15 protein-coding genes and 1 pseudogene are annotated in these 15,151 nt (G+C 64.7%); 1 reads left to right on the forward strand and 15 read right to left on the reverse strand.

The annotated features are described in order from the left end of the window. Nucleotides 1-84: 84 nt before the first annotated feature. From CIT39_RS26200 to miaA, 8 genes and pseudogenes are all read right to left on the reverse strand, one after another. A pseudogene (locus tag CIT39_RS26200) lies at nt 85-935 on the reverse strand (SDR family oxidoreductase). A 183-nt stretch (nt 936-1,118) separates the two neighbouring features. Beyond that, on the reverse strand, nt 1,119-2,138 hold the full coding sequence (gene ilvC / locus CIT39_RS26205) for a ketol-acid reductoisomerase (protein ID WP_094977431.1): 1,020 nt from the start codon (nt 2,136-2,138) through the stop codon (nt 1,119-1,121). Between the two features lie 147 nt (nt 2,139-2,285). Next, nucleotides 2,286-2,888, reverse strand: coding sequence for a LysE family translocator (locus CIT39_RS26210; protein ID WP_162308688.1), 603 nt, complete (start codon nt 2,886-2,888; stop codon nt 2,286-2,288). A 7-nt stretch (nt 2,889-2,895) separates the two neighbouring features. After that, entirely contained in the window at nt 2,896-3,771 is an 876-nt protein-coding gene (locus CIT39_RS26215; protein ID WP_094977429.1) for an EamA family transporter, read from the reverse strand. A 46-nt stretch (nt 3,772-3,817) separates the two neighbouring features. Further along, nucleotides 3,818-4,513 (reverse strand): class I SAM-dependent methyltransferase, encoded by a 696-nt coding sequence (locus CIT39_RS26220; RefSeq protein WP_094977428.1) that lies wholly within the window; start codon nt 4,511-4,513, stop codon nt 3,818-3,820. Nucleotides 4,514-4,516: 3 nt separating this feature from the next. After that, nucleotides 4,517-5,059: an acetolactate synthase small subunit gene (ilvN, locus tag CIT39_RS26225; protein WP_028145447.1), complete on the reverse strand. Its 543-nt coding sequence runs from the start codon at nt 5,057-5,059 to the stop codon at nt 4,517-4,519. 23 nt (nt 5,060-5,082) lie between these two features. Further along, nucleotides 5,083-6,858, reverse strand: coding sequence for an acetolactate synthase 3 large subunit (locus tag CIT39_RS26230; RefSeq protein ID WP_094977427.1), 1,776 nt, complete (start codon nt 6,856-6,858; stop codon nt 5,083-5,085). A 329-nt stretch (nt 6,859-7,187) separates the two neighbouring features. Beyond that, complete coding sequence (gene miaA / locus CIT39_RS26235) at nt 7,188-8,144, reverse strand: tRNA (adenosine(37)-N6)-dimethylallyltransferase MiaA (protein WP_094977426.1); 957 nt, start codon at nt 8,142-8,144, stop codon at nt 7,188-7,190. 11 nt (nt 8,145-8,155) lie between these two features. Between miaA and serB the strand changes: the two genes are divergently transcribed. Beyond that, nucleotides 8,156-9,061, forward strand: a complete 906-nt coding sequence (gene serB / locus CIT39_RS26240; protein ID WP_094977425.1) for a phosphoserine phosphatase SerB — start codon at nt 8,156-8,158, stop codon at nt 9,059-9,061. 130 nt (nt 9,062-9,191) lie between these two features. Here serB and CIT39_RS26245 read toward each other — a convergent pair whose 3' ends face one another. The 7 genes from CIT39_RS26245 to CIT39_RS26275 all read right to left on the reverse strand — a co-directional run bounded on the left by CIT39_RS26245 (nt 9,192) and on the right by CIT39_RS26275 (nt 15,098). Continuing rightward, a complete protein-coding gene (locus CIT39_RS26245; protein ID WP_094977424.1) occupies nt 9,192-10,697 on the reverse strand; it encodes a Do family serine endopeptidase in 1,506 nt (501 codons plus the stop codon). A gap of 141 nt (nt 10,698-10,838) precedes the next feature. Then, nucleotides 10,839-11,045, reverse strand: coding sequence for a DUF2065 domain-containing protein (locus tag CIT39_RS26250; protein ID WP_094893965.1), 207 nt, complete (start codon nt 11,043-11,045; stop codon nt 10,839-10,841). Nucleotides 11,046-11,117: 72 nt separating this feature from the next. After that, the gene (gene hflC, locus CIT39_RS26255; protein WP_094977423.1) at nt 11,118-12,014 is read right to left on the reverse strand and encodes a protease modulator HflC; all 897 of its coding nucleotides are present in this window, start codon (nt 12,012-12,014) and stop codon (nt 11,118-11,120) included. Further along, on the reverse strand, nt 12,011-13,147 hold the full coding sequence (gene hflK, locus CIT39_RS26260) for an FtsH protease activity modulator HflK (protein WP_094977422.1): 1,137 nt from the start codon (nt 13,145-13,147) through the stop codon (nt 12,011-12,013). The genes hflC and hflK overlap by 4 nt, the downstream gene beginning before the upstream one ends. 153 nt (nt 13,148-13,300) lie before the next feature. Further along, nucleotides 13,301-13,813: a dihydrofolate reductase gene (locus tag CIT39_RS26265; protein WP_094977421.1), complete on the reverse strand. Its 513-nt coding sequence runs from the start codon at nt 13,811-13,813 to the stop codon at nt 13,301-13,303. Beyond that, a complete protein-coding gene (locus CIT39_RS26270) occupies nt 13,813-14,298 on the reverse strand; it encodes a GNAT family N-acetyltransferase (protein WP_094977420.1) in 486 nt (161 codons plus the stop codon). The genes CIT39_RS26265 and CIT39_RS26270 overlap by 1 nt, the downstream gene beginning before the upstream one ends. A gap of 5 nt (nt 14,299-14,303) precedes the next feature. After that, nucleotides 14,304-15,098 carry a thymidylate synthase gene (locus CIT39_RS26275; RefSeq protein WP_094977419.1) on the reverse strand — a complete coding sequence of 265 codons (795 nt, stop codon included), beginning with the start codon at nt 15,096-15,098 and terminating at the stop codon, nt 14,304-14,306. Nucleotides 15,099-15,151 lie beyond the last annotated feature (53 nt).

A 15,151-nucleotide genomic window follows, 5' to 3' on the forward strand; every position in this document is an offset into this window, starting at 1 on the left:
TCGCTTAATGCTTCGCGGGCGGCGATGGGCCGCAGGCAAGACAGGCAGCATCGCAGGACTGGCCCGGGGCGAACTGAACGTCAGTCACCCCTGCGGCAGGAATCCCAGCCGCTTGGCGATGATGCGATCGACCGTCCGTTTCGGCAGTACGGCGCCGATCAGATGCCGCAGCGGGTCCGGCGTGATCTGGTAGCGCACCTTGGGGCTTGCGGTCGTCAGCGCCTCGAACACGATCTCGGCGATCCGTTCGGCCGGCAGGCCCTTCGCCCCGAGGTCCATCATGAAGGCCATGACCTTGTTCAGCGCCGGCAGATAGGGCGAGTTCTGGTAGACGGAGAGGTCGATCTGTTCGGCTTGCTCCAGATCGGCGTCTTCACCGCGCCGGGGGCGACGATGATGACGTCGATGCCGAACAGCATCAATTCGCGGCGCAGGCTTTCGGATAGGCCTTCGATGGCGTGCTTGGAGGTGCAGTAGGGCGCCGACAGCGGATTGCCGTTCTTGCCGGCGACCGAGCTGATCATCACGATCCGCCCCTTCGGCCCCTTCAGCGACGGGTCGGCCCCGAGTAGCGGCCCGAACGCCTGCGTCGCGATGACAGGGCCGATGACGTTGATGTCCATCTGGCGACGGAAATCATCCGCGGACAATTCGAGCACGGGACCCGCGACCGCGACGCCCGCGTTGTTGACGAGGCCCGCCAGCGTCTCGCCATTCAGCGCCTCACGCACGTCCCGTGCAGCCGCGAGGACCGCGGCCTCGTCGGTGACGTCGAACAGCAATGGCGTGAAATCGGCGCCGAACTCGGCCTTGAGCCGCTCGGCATCGGCCTGCTTGCGAACGCTGCCGAACACGCGATAACCGCGCCCGATCAGGAATTTTGCAGTAGCCCAGCCGATGCCCGTGGACGCACCGGTCACGACGACAGATCGCATGGTCTCCCCCCCTGGAGTTCCCGCGATCATGCCTCGGATTTTTGCCCGTGTCCCGGACAAGCGCAACGAAGTGGAGCGCAAAGCCGGGACCCAGGAGCAGCATCGGCCCTCGGATCAGCAGCGCATCACACCCGACGATGCTTTGCATCGCCGGGCGCTGCGCTGCGTCCGGGGCAAACCGACTTAGTTCTTCGACTTGTCGACCAGCGCGCCCTTCTTGATCCAGGGCATCATGTCGCGGAGCTTCGCGCCGACTTCCTCGATCGGGTGCTGGGCGAGCTTGGCGCGGGTCGCCTTGAACGAGGTCTGGTTGACCTTGTTCTCGAGCATCCAGTCGCGGGCGAACTTGCCGCCCTGGATGTCGGCGAGAACGCGCTTCATCTCGGCCTTGGTCTCGGCGGTGACGATGCGCGGACCGGTGACGTACTCGCCGTACTCCGCAGTGTTGGAGATCGAGTAGTTCATGTTGGCGATGCCGCCTTCATAGATCAGGTCGACGATCAGCTTCACTTCGTGGAGGCACTCGAAATAGGCCATCTCCGGCGCGTAGCCGGCTTCGACCAGGGTCTCGTAGCCGCCCTTGATCAGCTCGACCAGGCCGCCGCAGAGCACGACCTGCTCGCCGAACAGGTCGGTCTCGCACTCTTCCTTGAAGGTGGTCTCGATGATGCCGGCGCGGCCGCCGCCAACAGCCGAAGCGTAGGACAGGCCGAGGTCATGGGCGTTGCCCGAGACGTCCTTGGCGATCGCGATCAGGCAGGGCACGCCGCCGCCGCGCTGATATTCCGAGCGCACGGTGTGGCCGGGGCCCTTCGGCGCGATCATGAGCACGTCGAGGTCGCCGCGCGGGTCGAGCAGGTTGAAGTGGACGTTGAGGCCGTGCGCGAACACGAGGGCGGCGCCCTTCTTCATGTTGTCGTGCAGGTGCTCGCGATAGATGTCGCCCTGGAGCTCGTCGGGGGTCAGCATCATGACGAGGTCGGCCCATTTGGCGGCTTCGGCGACTTCCATCACCTTGAAGCCGGCGGCTTCCGCCTTCTTGACCGAGCCCGAATCCTTGCGCAGCGCGATGGCGACGTCCTTGACGCCGGAATCCTTCAGGTTGAGCGCATGGGCGTGGCCCTGGCTGCCATAGCCCACGATGGCGACCTTCTTGCCCTTGATCAGGTTCAGGTCGGCGTCGCGATCGTAATAAACACGCATGGGTTGTTTCCTCGTTAGGGGCCAGTATCGGCCGTTGGTCAGGTCCGACTGCTCAAGTCTTGGACGGTGAAATTTGCGGATTTCGGGGGCTGTCTAGAGCATTTTCGCTCCCCTGGGAAACCCGTTTCTGCATGGAAATCCGCGACATCATGCATCCATGAGAACGGGGTAGAGAGAGGCCAGCAGCAGCATCGCCATCAGGATATTGAAGGCGCGGACCAGCCGCTCCGAGGTCAGGACCGGTCGCAACGCCGAGCCGAACAGGGCCCAGACCACGGTCGAGACGGTGCCGACGAGCAGGCTGATCAGGGTCTGGATCGCGATGTTGAGCGGGAATTGGGCGATCGCCGCATAGGCGGTGATGGTGCCGATCACGATCACCCAGCCCTTGGCATTGATCCATTGGAACATCGCCGCGCCCCAGAAGGTCATCGGGCCGCGGCCATCCCCCTCCCCTGGCCTGGTCGGGCCGGACATGGCGATCGCGGCGGCAAGATAGATCAGGTAGGCGGCACCGGCGTATTTCAGGATGGTCTGGAGGATCGGATAGGTCAGGAATACCGAGCCGAGCCCGAGGCCGACGGCGGCGACCATGAAGGCGAAGCCGAGGACGATGCCGACGATGTGGGGGATGGTGCGCCGGAAGCCGTAAGTCAGGCTGGAGGACAGCAGCATGATGTTGTTCGGCCCCGGCGTGAAGTACATCACGACCATGAAGACGAGGAAGGCATAGAACAACGGATAGGTCATCGCCACCTCACGCCGCCTTCGGCAGGATCTGCGGGCGCTTCACCAGCACCATCACTGCGATACCGCCAATCACCGTCAGCATGCCGGCCAGGCGCAACGGCCCGAACCGCTCGCCGAACACGATGCTGGAGGCGGCCGAGCCGACGAACGGCACCAGCAACGCGAACGGCACCACTTGCGCTGCCGGGTAATCACGCAGCAGCCGGCCCCACAGCCAATAGGCGATGCTGGTGGAGATGGCGCCGATCACCAGCAGGCAGATCAAGCCGGTCAGCGACATGTGGATCAGCGACTGGAAGGTCGGCATTGGCCCGTTGACGACCAGCGCAAGCGCAAACAGCGGCACCGCGGCGGTGAGGCAGAGCCAGGCAAACAGATCGAACATCGGCGCGCCGCGGGCGCCGCGCAGCAGGAGATTGCCGACGGCAAAGCAGATCGGAGCGATCATCAGCACCGCAAATGCAGCGACACTGAAATCATAACCGACCGTGCCGCAGATCATGAGCAGGCCGATCGCAGCGATGCCGATGCCGAGCGTCTGGACCGGCGTCGGCCGTTCGCCGAAGGCAATCGCGGCAAATCCGATGGTGAACAGCGCCTGGCTCTGCACCACGACGCTGGTCAGCCCCACCGGCACGCCATGGGCGATACCGTAGGCCTGGCTGAGGAATTGACCGAGGAACAACGTGAAGCTGATCGCGATCAGACGCGACCATGCGACCTTGGGCTTGGGAATGAACAGGCACGGCAACGCGGCGATGGAAAAGCGCATCGCGGTCATCAGCTCCGGCGAAAGCTCGTCGAGCGCGATCCGGCTCGCCACGAAGGCAAGCCCCCAGATGATCGCCACCAGGATGGCGATGAGGATATCGGCCGGCTTCATTGTTGTTCTCGGTTCTGCCCTGTCGTGCAGCCCTGTTGTTTGTCGTCTAGCCTTGCTCGCCGGCTCTTGGTTTGCGCAGCAGATACGTGCCGTGCATCGGTGCGTGGTAATCGGCCGAGACCAGCGTGAAGCCGACGTCGGTCAGCATCCGCTCCATCACCCAGCCGAAAGTGGAATATTCGTCGCGCATGTGCGTGACGACGCTGTCGCGCGGAAAATCGTGGTTCTTGATCTGGAAGTCGGCCCATTGCTCGACGTCGCGCTCGATGGCGTCGGGCATCGCGGCGTAGACGAGGTCGCGCAGATAGAACGTCGCTCCGGGCTTGAGCGCGCGGAAAATTCGCGACATCGCCACCGCCTTCCAGAAATCCGGCAGATGGTGCAGCGTGAACTCGCTGACGATCAGGTCGTAGGATTCCGGCCGGTAGGCGAAGCTGAGCAGGCCGGCTGACTGGGTTGTGACCTTCGCCTTGCGGTCACGCGCGTAAATTTCGGCGAGCGCCAGCATTGCCGGCGATATGTCGATGGCATCGACCTCGGCACCCATCAGCGCCGCTTCGGTCGCCAGCACGCCGTTGCCGCAGCCGATGTCGGCGATGCGCCAGCCGCGCTGGACTCCCAACATTTTCAGTGCGGCGCGCGCCCGCAGATCGGCATCGTCATGGGCGTCGTAGATCGAGGCCACAGCAGGCTCGATCCCCATCCGGTTCCGCTCGTTATAATACCAGTCGCGCGCCAGCATGGTTCACATTCCTTCAGGCCCGCGGCCGATCGCGGCAACGCCGGTGCGCGAAACCTCGACGAGGCCGAGCGGACGCATCAGGTCGATATATTGATTGATCTTGTCCGTGTTGCCTGTGATCTCGAACACAAAGCTCTCGGTGGTGGCGTCGATCACGCGGGCGCGGAAGGCATCCGCGAGCCTGAGCGCCTCGACCCGATGCTCGCCCTGCCCGCGCACCTTCACCATCGCGAGCTCGCGCTCGATCGAGCGCCGGGTCTGGGTCATGTCGACGACCTGGTAGACCGGGATCATGCGGTCGAGCTGGTTCTTGATCTGCGCGATCACCATCGGCGTACCGGTGGTGACGATGGTGATGCGCGACAGGTGCTTCTGGGCCTCGGTCTCCGAGACCGTGAGGCTCTCGATGTTGTAGCCGCGGCCCGAGAACAGGCCGATGACGCGCGCGAGCACGCCGGGCTCGTTCTGCACGAGCACGGCAAGCGTGTGCGTCTCGTTGGGATCGTGGCGCTCTTCGATGAAGTAGGCGGATGCGGGCTGGTTCATTGTCGTCCCCTCAAATGTCTTCGTCACACCAGCGCCTTGCCGCCGGCAAACGCCTTGGCGGTGGCCTCGTCGTTGGCCTGCTCCGGCAGCAGCATCTCGTTGTGCGCCTTGCCGGACGGGATCATCGGGAAGCAGTTTTCCAGTGACGCGACGCGGCAGTCGAACAGCACCGGGCGCTTGACCGAGATCATCTCCTGGATGGCACCGTCGAGATCGCCGGGCTTGTGCACCTGGAAGCCGACGCCGCCATAAGCTTCCGCGAGCTTGACGAAGTCCGGCATCGCCTCCGAATAGGAATGCGACAGCCGGTTGCCGTGCAGCAGCTGCTGCCACTGCCGCACCATGCCCATGTACTGGTTGTTGAGGATGAAGATCTTGATCGGCAGTTCGTACTGAACCGCCGTCGACATCTCCTGCATCGTCATCTGCACCGAGGCATCGCCGGCGATGTCGATGACCAGGCTGTCGGGATGGGCCACCTGCACGCCGACCGCGGCCGGCAGGCCGTAGCCCATGGTGCCGAGACCGCCCGAGGTCATCCAGCGATGCGGCTCCTCGAAGCCGTAGAACTGCGCCGCCCACATCTGGTGCTGGCCGACCTCGGTCGTGATGTAGGTGTCCCTGCCGCGCGTCGCCTCGAACAGGCTCTGGATCGCATGCTGCGGCAGGATGACGTCGTTGCTCTTCTTGAAGTAGAGCGAGTTGCGGGCGCGCCACTGCGCGATCTGCTGCCACCACGCCTTGATGTCGGGCTTCTTCGCCTCCGCCTTGAACACCTGGAGGATGTCGCCGAGGATGTTGCCGCAATCGCCGATGATCGGCACGTCGACGCGGATGTTCTTGTTGATCGAGGACGGGTCGATGTCGATGTGTATCTTCTTCGAGCCCGGCGAGAACGCGTCGACCCGGCCGGTGATGCGGTCGTCGAAGCGCGCGCCGACGCACAGCATGACGTCGCAATCATGCATCGACATGTTGGCTTCGTAAGTGCCGTGCATGCCGAGCATGCCGAGCCAGTTCTTGCCCGACGCCGGATAGGCGCCGAGACCCATCAGCGTCGAGGTGATGGGAAAGCCCGTGACCTCGACCAGCTCGCGCAACAGTTTGGTCGCTTCGGGGCCGGAATTGATGACGCCGCCGCCGCTGTAGATCACGGGGCGCTTGGCATTGGCCAGCAACGCCACGGCCTTGCGGATCTGCGTCGCGTCGCCCTTCACGCGCGGCGCGTAGGAGCGATGCACGTCGGACTTGCGTGGCGGGTGATAGGTGCCGGTCGCGAACTGCACGTCCTTGGGCACGTCGACCAGCACCGGACCCGGACGGCCCGTGGTCGCGACGTAGAAGGCCTCGTGCAGCACCTTGGCGAGATCGTTGACGTCGCGCACCAGCCAATTGTGCTTGGTGCAGGGACGCGTGATGCCGACCGTGTCGCATTCCTGGAAGGCGTCGTTGCCGATCAGATGCGTCGGCACCTGGCCGGAGATGCAGACCAGCGGGATCGAGTCCATCAGCGCGTCGGTGAGCGGCGTCACCATGTTGGTGGCGCCGGGGCCGGAGGTCACCAGGGCAACGCCGGGCTTGCCGGTGGAGCGCGCATAGCCTTCGGCCGCATGGCCCGCGCCCTGCTCGTGGCGGACCAGGATGTGCTGGACCTCGCTCTGCTGGAAGATCTCGTCATAGATCGGAAGCACCGCGCCGCCGGGATAGCCGAAAATGTCGGTCACGCCGTGATCGATGAGCGCGCGGACGATCATCGCGGCGCCGGTCATCTGGTTCGGATCGTGGCTCTTGTCGCTCATTGGCTTGCTCCGGATGCGCTGTTGTCAGCGGCTTCGTTCGTGTCTGGTTCGGGAAATAAAAAAGGCCCCGAAGAGGGCCCATGCACACCGCCTGTCATGTGGATGGCAGCTAGCCACCCCCGGCGGTGTGCCTGGGTACGACGGCGATAAGGAGTCTGGTAATAATGTTGCGCATGACTGACGCTCGGCTTCCCAAAGGTTGCGCGAAACATAGCGGCCAAACCCTGGATGTCAAGGCGATGCGGCCGTTCTCGCGCGATTTTGGCAGTGTAGCGGTGTTCCCTGGGTTGGGCGAGAGGTAAATTCGGGAACCCGGACAGAATAACGTGTCAGCCGTGGTCTCTGGCCGCGCTCACAATGGCGGCGAGCCATTCCCGTGCCTCCCCGGACTTCACCCATTCGAACTCCGGCAATTGATGCCGGAACCAGGTGAATTGCCGCTTGGCATAGTGGCGGGTGTCGGCGCGACCGATTCCTGCGGCGTCCTCCCGGCTGAGCTCACCGCGCAGATGGCGGATCAGGGCCGGCACGCCATGAGCCTTCATCGCCGGCAGCAGCGGATCGAGATGTCGGGCGGCGAGCCGCTCGACCTCCCTCAGCGCGCCGGCGTCCAGCATGGCGTCGAACCGGGCATCGATGCGGGCATAGAGTTCGTCCCGCTCGGGCGCGAGAAACACCGCGCGAAAACTGTGCTTCGGCAGCAGCGGCGGCTGGCCTTCCCTGTGCCAGTCGAGCAGCGAACGGCCGGTCGCCTCGACCACCTCGAGTGCGCGCGCGATCCGGGTGCGGTCACGCAGGTTCAATCGCCCGGCCGCACCGGGGTCGCGACGCGCCAGTTCCGCATGCAGCGCCTCCGCGCCGTTGCGTTCCAGCCGCGCGCGCACGTCCTCGCGCACCTCGGCAGGAATTGGCGGCACCACGGAGAGCCCCGCCGTCAGCGCCTTGAAATAGAGGCCGGTGCCGCCGACGAAGATCGGCAGACGGCCTTCCGCTTTCGCCTCGTCGAGCGCCTTTGCCGCGTCAGCCACCCAGGCGCCCGCCGAGAAGTTCACGGCCGCATCGACATGGCCGTAGAGACGGTGCGGCGCGCGCGCCTCCTCGCTTTGTGTGGGACGCGCCGTGATGACGCGGAGGTCACGATAGACCTGCATGGAGTCGGCATTGATGACGACCCCACCCGTGCTGAGGGCGAGCTCCAGCGCCAGCGCCGACTTGCCGCTGGCGGTCGGGCCTGCGATAAGCACGGCCTCGCCAAGCTGCCTTCTGCCGACCTGTTCCTCGCTCACGAAAACCTCAAATGTCCCTCGTCGCCACGCTGATCTGCAACCCCGACAACCCCGCGCTCGATAGCACCATCGTCGATGGCGCCCGCGCCGTGCTGCCCCAGGCAGCACCCGCGCGCTGGCTGTTCGACGGGGTTGCGGTCGACATTCCCTTCGGCGCCGACAGTAACCTCGAAGGCGACCGTCACGCCATCGAGCAGCGGCTCCGCGAGCTTCGCGGCGATCTCCCCGTCGACATCGTGGTGCAGCCTGTCGGCTTCAGGCGCAAGAAGCTTTTTCTCGCCGATATGGATTCCACCATGATCGGCCAGGAGTGCATCGACGAGCTCGCCGACCTCGTCGGGATGAAAGCCCACGTCGCAGGCATCACCGAACGCGCCATGCGCGGCGAGATCGAGTTCGAGCCGGCGCTGCGCGAGCGCGTGGCGCTGCTGAAGGACCTGCCCGCCGGCGTGGTCGACGAAGTCCTGGCCAAGCGCATCACGCTGACCCCGGGCGGTCGCGAACTGGTCGCGACCATGCGCGCCCACGGCGCCTATACCTGCCTCGTCTCCGGCGGCTTCACGCTGTTCACGACCGCGGTCGCCGCCAGGATCGGTTTCCAGGAGAACCGCGCCAACGAGCTCGTCGTGCGCGACGGCAAGTTCACCGGCGAGGTGAAGGAGCCGATTTTGGGCCGGGCGGCAAAGCTCGCGACGCTGGTGGATTTGATGGAATCGTTCGATCTCGACGACATCGACTCGGTCGTGGTCGGCGATGGCGCCAATGATCTGGCGATGATCCAGGCGGCGGGACTTGGCGTTGCCTATCACGCCAAGCCGGCCGTGGCCGCTGCCGCCGCGGCGCGGATCGACCATGGCGATCTCACCGCGCTGCTCTATGCGCAGGGCTATCGGCGCGAGGAGTTCGTGGAGGGGTAGTCTCTAGCTGCACACTCAGCTGCCGTAGGGTGGGCAAAGGCGCGTTAGCGCCGTGCCCACCTTTGTTTCAGCGATAGAAAGACGTGGGCACGCTTCGCTTTGCCCACCCTACAAGTCTCTGCCCTTGCGACTACTGCACGCTCAGTGCCACGAACCGCAGCTCGCCGTCGGCGTTGGAGACCAGCAGCAGCACCGACTTCTTGCCGTCCTTCTTGAGCTGATCGACCCGCTTCTGGATGTCGGCGCCGCTGGACACCGCCTCCTGCGCGACCTCGACGATGACGTCGCCGGCGGAGAGGCGCTTTTCGGCGGCGTCGGAATTGGCGTCGACATTGGTGACGACCACGCCCTTGACGCTTTCCTTGATCTTGTAGCGGGTGCGCAGATCCTTGTTCAGCGCCGCAAGGTCAAGGCCCAGCGCCTTCTGCGTCACCGGCTTCTCGGGCGCGGGCTCGTCGGTCTTCACCGCGGCCTGCACCTTGTCGGGATCCTGGAGGCGGCCGAGCGTGACTTTCTTGGTTTCTTCCTTGCCCTTGCGGATGATGACGACGTCGACCTCCTTGCCGACCGCCGTGTCGGCGACGACGCGGGACAGGTCCTTCGGATCCTTGACGTCCTTGCCGTCGAACTTGACGACGACGTCGCCCGGCTCGATGCCGGCCGGCTTGGCGGGACCCTTGTCGTCGATGCCCGCAACCAGCGCACCGCGCGCCGGCTTGATGCTGAGGCTCTCGGCGATCTCGTCGGTGACGCTCTGGATCCGCACCCCCAGCCAGCCGCGGCGCAACTCGCCGAACTGACGGAGCTGGTCGACGACGCCCGCGACCGTCTTCGATGGCACGGCGAAGCCGATGCCGATCGAGCCGCCCGAGGGCGAGATGATCAGCGTGTTGACGCCGATGACGTCGCCATCGAGGTTGAACAGCGGGCCACCGGAATTGCCGCGGTTGATGGAGGCGTCGGTCTGGATGTAGCTGTCATAGGGACCCGAGGAGATGTCGCGGTTCTTGGCCGAGACGATTCCGGCCGTCACCGTGCCGCCCAGGCTGAACGGGTTGCCGATCGCGACCACCCAGTCGCCGAGACGCAGCTTGTCGCTATCGCCGAACTTCACCGCGATCAGCGGCTTGGTCGGCTTGAACTTCAGCACCGCAAGATCGGTCTTCTTGTCGACGCCGACCAGCTCGGCCTTGATCTTGGTGCCGTCGTTGAGGATGACGTTGATCTCGTCGGCGTCCGCGATGACGTGGTTGTTGGTAACGACGATGCCCGACGTGTCGATGATGAAGCCGCTTCCGAGCGAGTTGGTCTTGCGCGGCGCCGGGCTGTTTTCACCGCCCTTGCCGCCGCCGGGGCCCTTGCGGTTCTTGAAGAAGTCGTCGAAGAACTCCTCGAAGGGCGAGCCGGGCGGCAATTGCGGCATGGCGTTGCCGCCGCCGCCCTTGGCCTCGACGGTCTGCGAGGTCGAGATGTTGACGACCGCGTCGATCACCTTCTCGGCGACGTCGGCGATACCCTCCGGTCCGCGCGCATAGGCCGGCGTGCCGAGCGCGCTGAAAGCAGCGACGGCGAGCGCGGCCAGCCCAATTCGCACACCAAGTCGCGAGCGGGACGGAGCAAGGGCGGCAGCGGTCATTGTGATCTCCAGAGAGAGGGATTTGGCGCCAGACTGCGCTTGACGGGGAGACGGCGCAAGCGCGGAGCTTAGCGGGCCTCAGGACCCCTATAATACGGCGAAAACCGGTCTTTCGCCTTCACTTTGGCGTTGGCGAGACGCCTAAATGGGGCGTCGCATCACCCAGATCAGGACCAGGCCGGCGACGGCCGAACCGATCCCGACCGCGCGCAGGATGTTGTCCGGCGTGGCGATGGCGCTCTTCATGGCCTTCCGCATCCAGTTGGGACTGGCCGCGAACATCAAGCCTTCCAGCACGAACAGGATGCCCAAACCGATGAGGAAATCGGTGAACGCAATGGACCTCATCGGATCGGAACCTCCCGGTATGTTGTTCTTGTCTGGACGAAGGGCGGCGATATCCGCCGCCCTTTGTCTGGCTTACGGCTTCGCCGGCGTCTCAGTCGCCATTTTGCCGGACGGGTTACTGAAGTACCGGAAGAAATCCGAGTCCGGCCGCAGCAGGAAGCGGGTGTCGTTCGACTTCAGCCCATTCTCGTAGGCCGTCATCGACCGGTAGAAGGCGAAGAAGTCGGCATCCTTGCTGTAGGCTTCCGCGAACAGGCGGTTGCGCTCGGCATCGCCCGCACCCCGGGTCTGCTCGGCCTGCGAATTCGCTTCGGCAACGATGACGGTTGCCTCACGATCGGCCTTGGACTTGATCTCCTGGGCCTTCTGTCCGCCCTGGGCGCGGAACTCGGCGGCTTCGCGCTCACGCTCGGTCTTCATGCGCTGGTAGACTGCCTGGCTGTTCTGCTCCGGCAGGTCGGCGCGGCGGATCCGGACGTCGACGACCTGGATGCCGTAGCCGTCGGCCTCGCGGTCGAGCTGGTCGCGAATGCGCTGCATCAGCTTCTCGCGGTCGTCGCGCACCACGTTGATGAAGGTGACCTCGCCGAGCACGCGGCGCAGCGCCGCGTTCAGAAGCGTGGTGAGCTGGATGTTGGCGGCCTGGATCGAGCCGATGCTCTGATAGAAGCGCAGCGCGTCCTTGATGCGGTAGCGTGCGAAAGCGTCGACAACGAGCCGCTTCTGGTCGGAAGCGATCGCTTCCTGCGACGGGTTCTCGAGATCGAGGATCCGCTTGTCGATGTTGATCACCGAGTTCCACGGCGCCTTGAAATGCAGGCCGGGATCGGTGACGACGTCGACGGGCCGGCCGAATTGCAGCACGATGGTCTGCTCGGTCTGCTGTACCGTGAACAACGACATGTAGCCGACGATCACGACGAGCAGGAGGGCGAGCAGCGTGACGATACCTGTGACCGGAGACCTCATCGGGTGCCTCCGCTCGAGGGCTGACCGGTGGTAGGCGGCCGCTTGGCCGTCAGCTCACTGAGCGGCAGATAAGGCACGACGCCCTGGCCGGACTGGCCGCCGTCATAAATGAGCTTTTCAGAGCCGCCGAGCACGCGCTCCATCGTCTCCAGATAGATCCGTTCACGCGTCACGTCGGGCGCCTTCTTGTATTCCTCGTACACCTTCAGGAAGCGAGCGCTCTGGCCCTTGGCCTCGGCGACCGCCTGCTCCTTGTAGCCTTCGGCGGCCTGCAGAATCTGCGCCGAGCGACCGCGCGCCTGCGGCACCACTTGGTTGGCGTAAGTCTGCGCCTCGTTCTGCAACTGCTCGAGATTGGCGCGCGCAGCCTGGACGTCGCGGAAGGCGTCGATCACCTGCGCCGGCGGGTCGACCTTCTGCATCTGCACCTGGCTGATCTGAATGCCGGCACCGTAGGTGTCCAGAGTCTTCTGGATCAGCTCCTGCACGCCCTGTTCGGTGACGTTGCGCGCACCGGTCAGGATCGGCTGGATCTGGGAGCGGCCGATCACCTCGCGCATCGAGCTCTCGGCGACCGCCTTCACGGTGCCCTCGGGATTCTGGATGTTGAAGAGGAAGTCGCCGACACCGTCCGGCTTGATGCGCCAAAGCACGGTGAAATCGACGTCGACGATGTTCTCGTCACCGGTCAGCATCAGACTCTCTTCGGGCACGTCCCGAACGGAACGGCCGCGCCGCGCCGGGTCATCGATCAGCGTCATGCCGATCGAGAGGGTGTTGACGCGCAGCGCCTTCGGCAGCAGCACGGTCTCGATCGGATAGGGCAGATGATAGTTCAGGCCTGGCTGCACGGTGCGAACGTGCTTGCCGAAGCGCAGCACGACGCCGAGCTCTTCGGACTGCACGCGGAAGAAGCCGGACAACAACCAGAACGCGGCGATCAGCAGCACGACCAGCGTGATGCCTATGCCGGAGAAATAGCCTCCCGGCATGATCTGCTGGAGGCGGTCCTGGCCGCGCCGCAGAAGGTCTTCCAGATCCGGCGGCCTCGGCCCGACTGGTTGCGGGCCTGAGCCCCATGGTCCCTTCGGACCCGAGCCCCATGGGCCACCGCCCTGATTCTTCCACGGCATTCGACGCTCTCCTCGGCAGGGTGGAATTGCCCCCGCCCGCTTTGTCCGGTCCGGCTTTATAGGGGACAGGCCAGTCCCTTACAACGCAGCGGTGACCGTCTTCCGAGCTATGCTCGGGCGCGAAAAAGTCAATGTAAACATTGAAGAAAGCGGTTAATGGCCGCGCCGCCGACGATATGTCACATAGGAGTATTCGGCACTGTCCTCGCCTCCGGCAGGATGGCGGACGCGTGCGACCTCATCCCATTCCGCCTTGTTGATGTCGAAATGCGTGTCGCCGTCGGGCCGCGCATGCACTTCGGTGATTTCGAGGCGATCGGCGCGATCGAGCCATTGCCGAAAGATCTCGGCGCCGCCGATCACGGCGATCTCAGTGGCCGAACGCCGCAGGGCATCGCCGCGCGCAACCGCGTCCGCATCTGCGGCGGACGTCGTGACGAGGGCGCCCTTGGCACGATAAGCCGCATCACGCGTGATCACGATGTTGGTGCGGCCCGGCAGGGGACGGCGGGGCAGGGATTCGAAGGTCTTGCGGCCCATGATCACGGGCTTGCCGATGGTCAGCGTCTTGAAGCGCGCCATGTCGGATTTCAATCGCCACGGCATCGCATTGCCCGCGCCGATGACGCCGTTCTCCGCGATCGCGACGACGAAGACGATCTCCATCAGGGCACACTCCCGGCAAGCCGCGTCAACGCTGGCCCGGTGACGCGGCACAGCGTCCAGTCGTCCATCATGACCGCGCCGAGCGACTTGTAGAACGCGATCGACGGCGCGTTCCAGTCGAGCACCGCCCATTGCAGGCGGGACCAGCCGTTGTCGACGCATTCCTTGGCGAGATAGACCAGCAGCGCCTTGCCGAGGCCCCTGCCCCGATGCGACGGCCGCACGTAGAGATCTTCGAGATAGATGCCATGGCGGCCGCTGAAGGTGGAGAAATTCGCAAACCACACCGCGAAACCGACCGGCTCGCCGTTCCACTCGGCGATCGCACAATAGAGCTGCGCCCTCTCACCGAACAGCGCCTCGGCGATGTCAGCCTCGGTCGCCTCCACCTCGTGCGCGAGTTTTTCGTATTCGGCGAGCTCGCGGATGAAAGCAAGAACGAGCCCGGCTTCGCCCGGGCGCACACGGCGGATGTTGAGCGACATCGGCGCTAGACCGCGACTTCCGCCTTGATGTGCGGATGAGGGTCGTAGCCGACGAGTTCGAAATCCTCAAAGCGGAAGGAGAAGATGTCCTTCACCTCGGGATTGATCCGCATCACCGGCAGCGGACGCGGGGCACGTGTCAGTTGAAGCCGCGCCTGCTCCAGATGGTTGGAATAAAGGTGCGTGTCGCCGAACGAATGCACGAAGTCGCCGGGCTTCAGGCCGGTGACCTGAGCCACCATCATGGTCAGCAGCGCGTAGGAGGCGATGTTGAAGGGCACTCCGAGGAAGACGTCGGCCGAGCGCTGATAGAGCTGGCACGACAGCTTGCCGTTGGCGACATAGAACTGGAACAGCAGATGGCAGGGCGGCAGCGCCATCTTGTCGACGTCGGCCGGATTCCAGGCGGTGACGATCAGCCGGCGCGAATCCGGGGTGCGCTTGATCATGTCGATGACCTTGGCGATCTGGTCGATGCTGCCGCCATCAGGCGTTGGCCAGGAGCGCCACTGATGCCCGTAAACCGGGCCAAGGTCGCCATTGGCGTCGGCCCACTCGTCCCAGATGGTGACGCCGTTGTCGCGCAGATATTTGATGTTGGTGTCGCCCTTCAGGAACCACAACAGCTCGTGGATGATCGCCTTCAGCGGCAGCCGCTTGGTCGTCAGCATCGGGAAGCCGGCCGACAGATTGAAGCGCATCTGATGGCCGAACACCGAGAGCGTGCCGGTGCCGGTCCGATCGGTCTTCTCGGCGCCGTCTGAAAGAATCCGCTCGAGCAGGTCCTGATACTGGTGCATGTGCGACTGAGCCTTTGGGGAGGCGGCGAACTTAACGGCGCCCCCTGCGGTAC

The sequence above is a fragment of the Bradyrhizobium symbiodeficiens genome (genome assembly GCF_002266465.3).
GTDB lineage: Bacteria > Pseudomonadota > Alphaproteobacteria > Rhizobiales > Xanthobacteraceae > Bradyrhizobium > Bradyrhizobium symbiodeficiens.

Bases quoted from the DNA above. Each gene is read 5' to 3' on its own strand.
- CIT39_RS26210 (WP_162308688.1), bottom strand. From the start codon at position 2,888: ATGACCTATCCGTTGTTCTATGCCTTCCTCGTCTTCATGGTCGTGATG.
- CIT39_RS26270 (WP_094977420.1), bottom strand. From the start codon at position 14,298: ATGTCGCTCAACATCCGCCGTGTGCGCCCGGGCGAAGCCGGGCTCGTT.
- ilvN (WP_028145447.1), bottom strand. From the start codon at position 5,059: ATGAACCAGCCCGCATCCGCCTACTTCATCGAAGAGCGCCACGATCCC.
- CIT39_RS26230 (WP_094977427.1), bottom strand. From the start codon at position 6,858: ATGAGCGACAAGAGCCACGATCCGAACCAGATGACCGGCGCCGCGATG.
- hflK (WP_094977422.1), bottom strand. From the start codon at position 13,147: ATGCCGTGGAAGAATCAGGGCGGTGGCCCATGGGGCTCGGGTCCGAAG.
- CIT39_RS26220 (WP_094977428.1), bottom strand. From the start codon at position 4,513: ATGCTGGCGCGCGACTGGTATTATAACGAGCGGAACCGGATGGGGATC.
- CIT39_RS26275 (WP_094977419.1), bottom strand. From the start codon at position 15,098: ATGCACCAGTATCAGGACCTGCTCGAGCGGATTCTTTCAGACGGCGCC.
- serB (WP_094977425.1), top strand. From the start codon at position 8,156: ATGTCCCTCGTCGCCACGCTGATCTGCAACCCCGACAACCCCGCGCTC.
- hflC (WP_094977423.1), bottom strand. From the start codon at position 12,014: ATGAGGTCTCCGGTCACAGGTATCGTCACGCTGCTCGCCCTCCTGCTC.
- CIT39_RS26245 (WP_094977424.1), bottom strand. From the start codon at position 10,697: ATGACCGCTGCCGCCCTTGCTCCGTCCCGCTCGCGACTTGGTGTGCGA.
- CIT39_RS26215 (WP_094977429.1), bottom strand. From the start codon at position 3,771: ATGAAGCCGGCCGATATCCTCATCGCCATCCTGGTGGCGATCATCTGG.
- ilvC (WP_094977431.1), bottom strand. From the start codon at position 2,138: ATGCGTGTTTATTACGATCGCGACGCCGACCTGAACCTGATCAAGGGC.
- CIT39_RS26250 (WP_094893965.1), bottom strand. From the start codon at position 11,045: ATGAGGTCCATTGCGTTCACCGATTTCCTCATCGGTTTGGGCATCCTG.
- CIT39_RS26265 (WP_094977421.1), bottom strand. From the start codon at position 13,813: ATGGAGATCGTCTTCGTCGTCGCGATCGCGGAGAACGGCGTCATCGGC.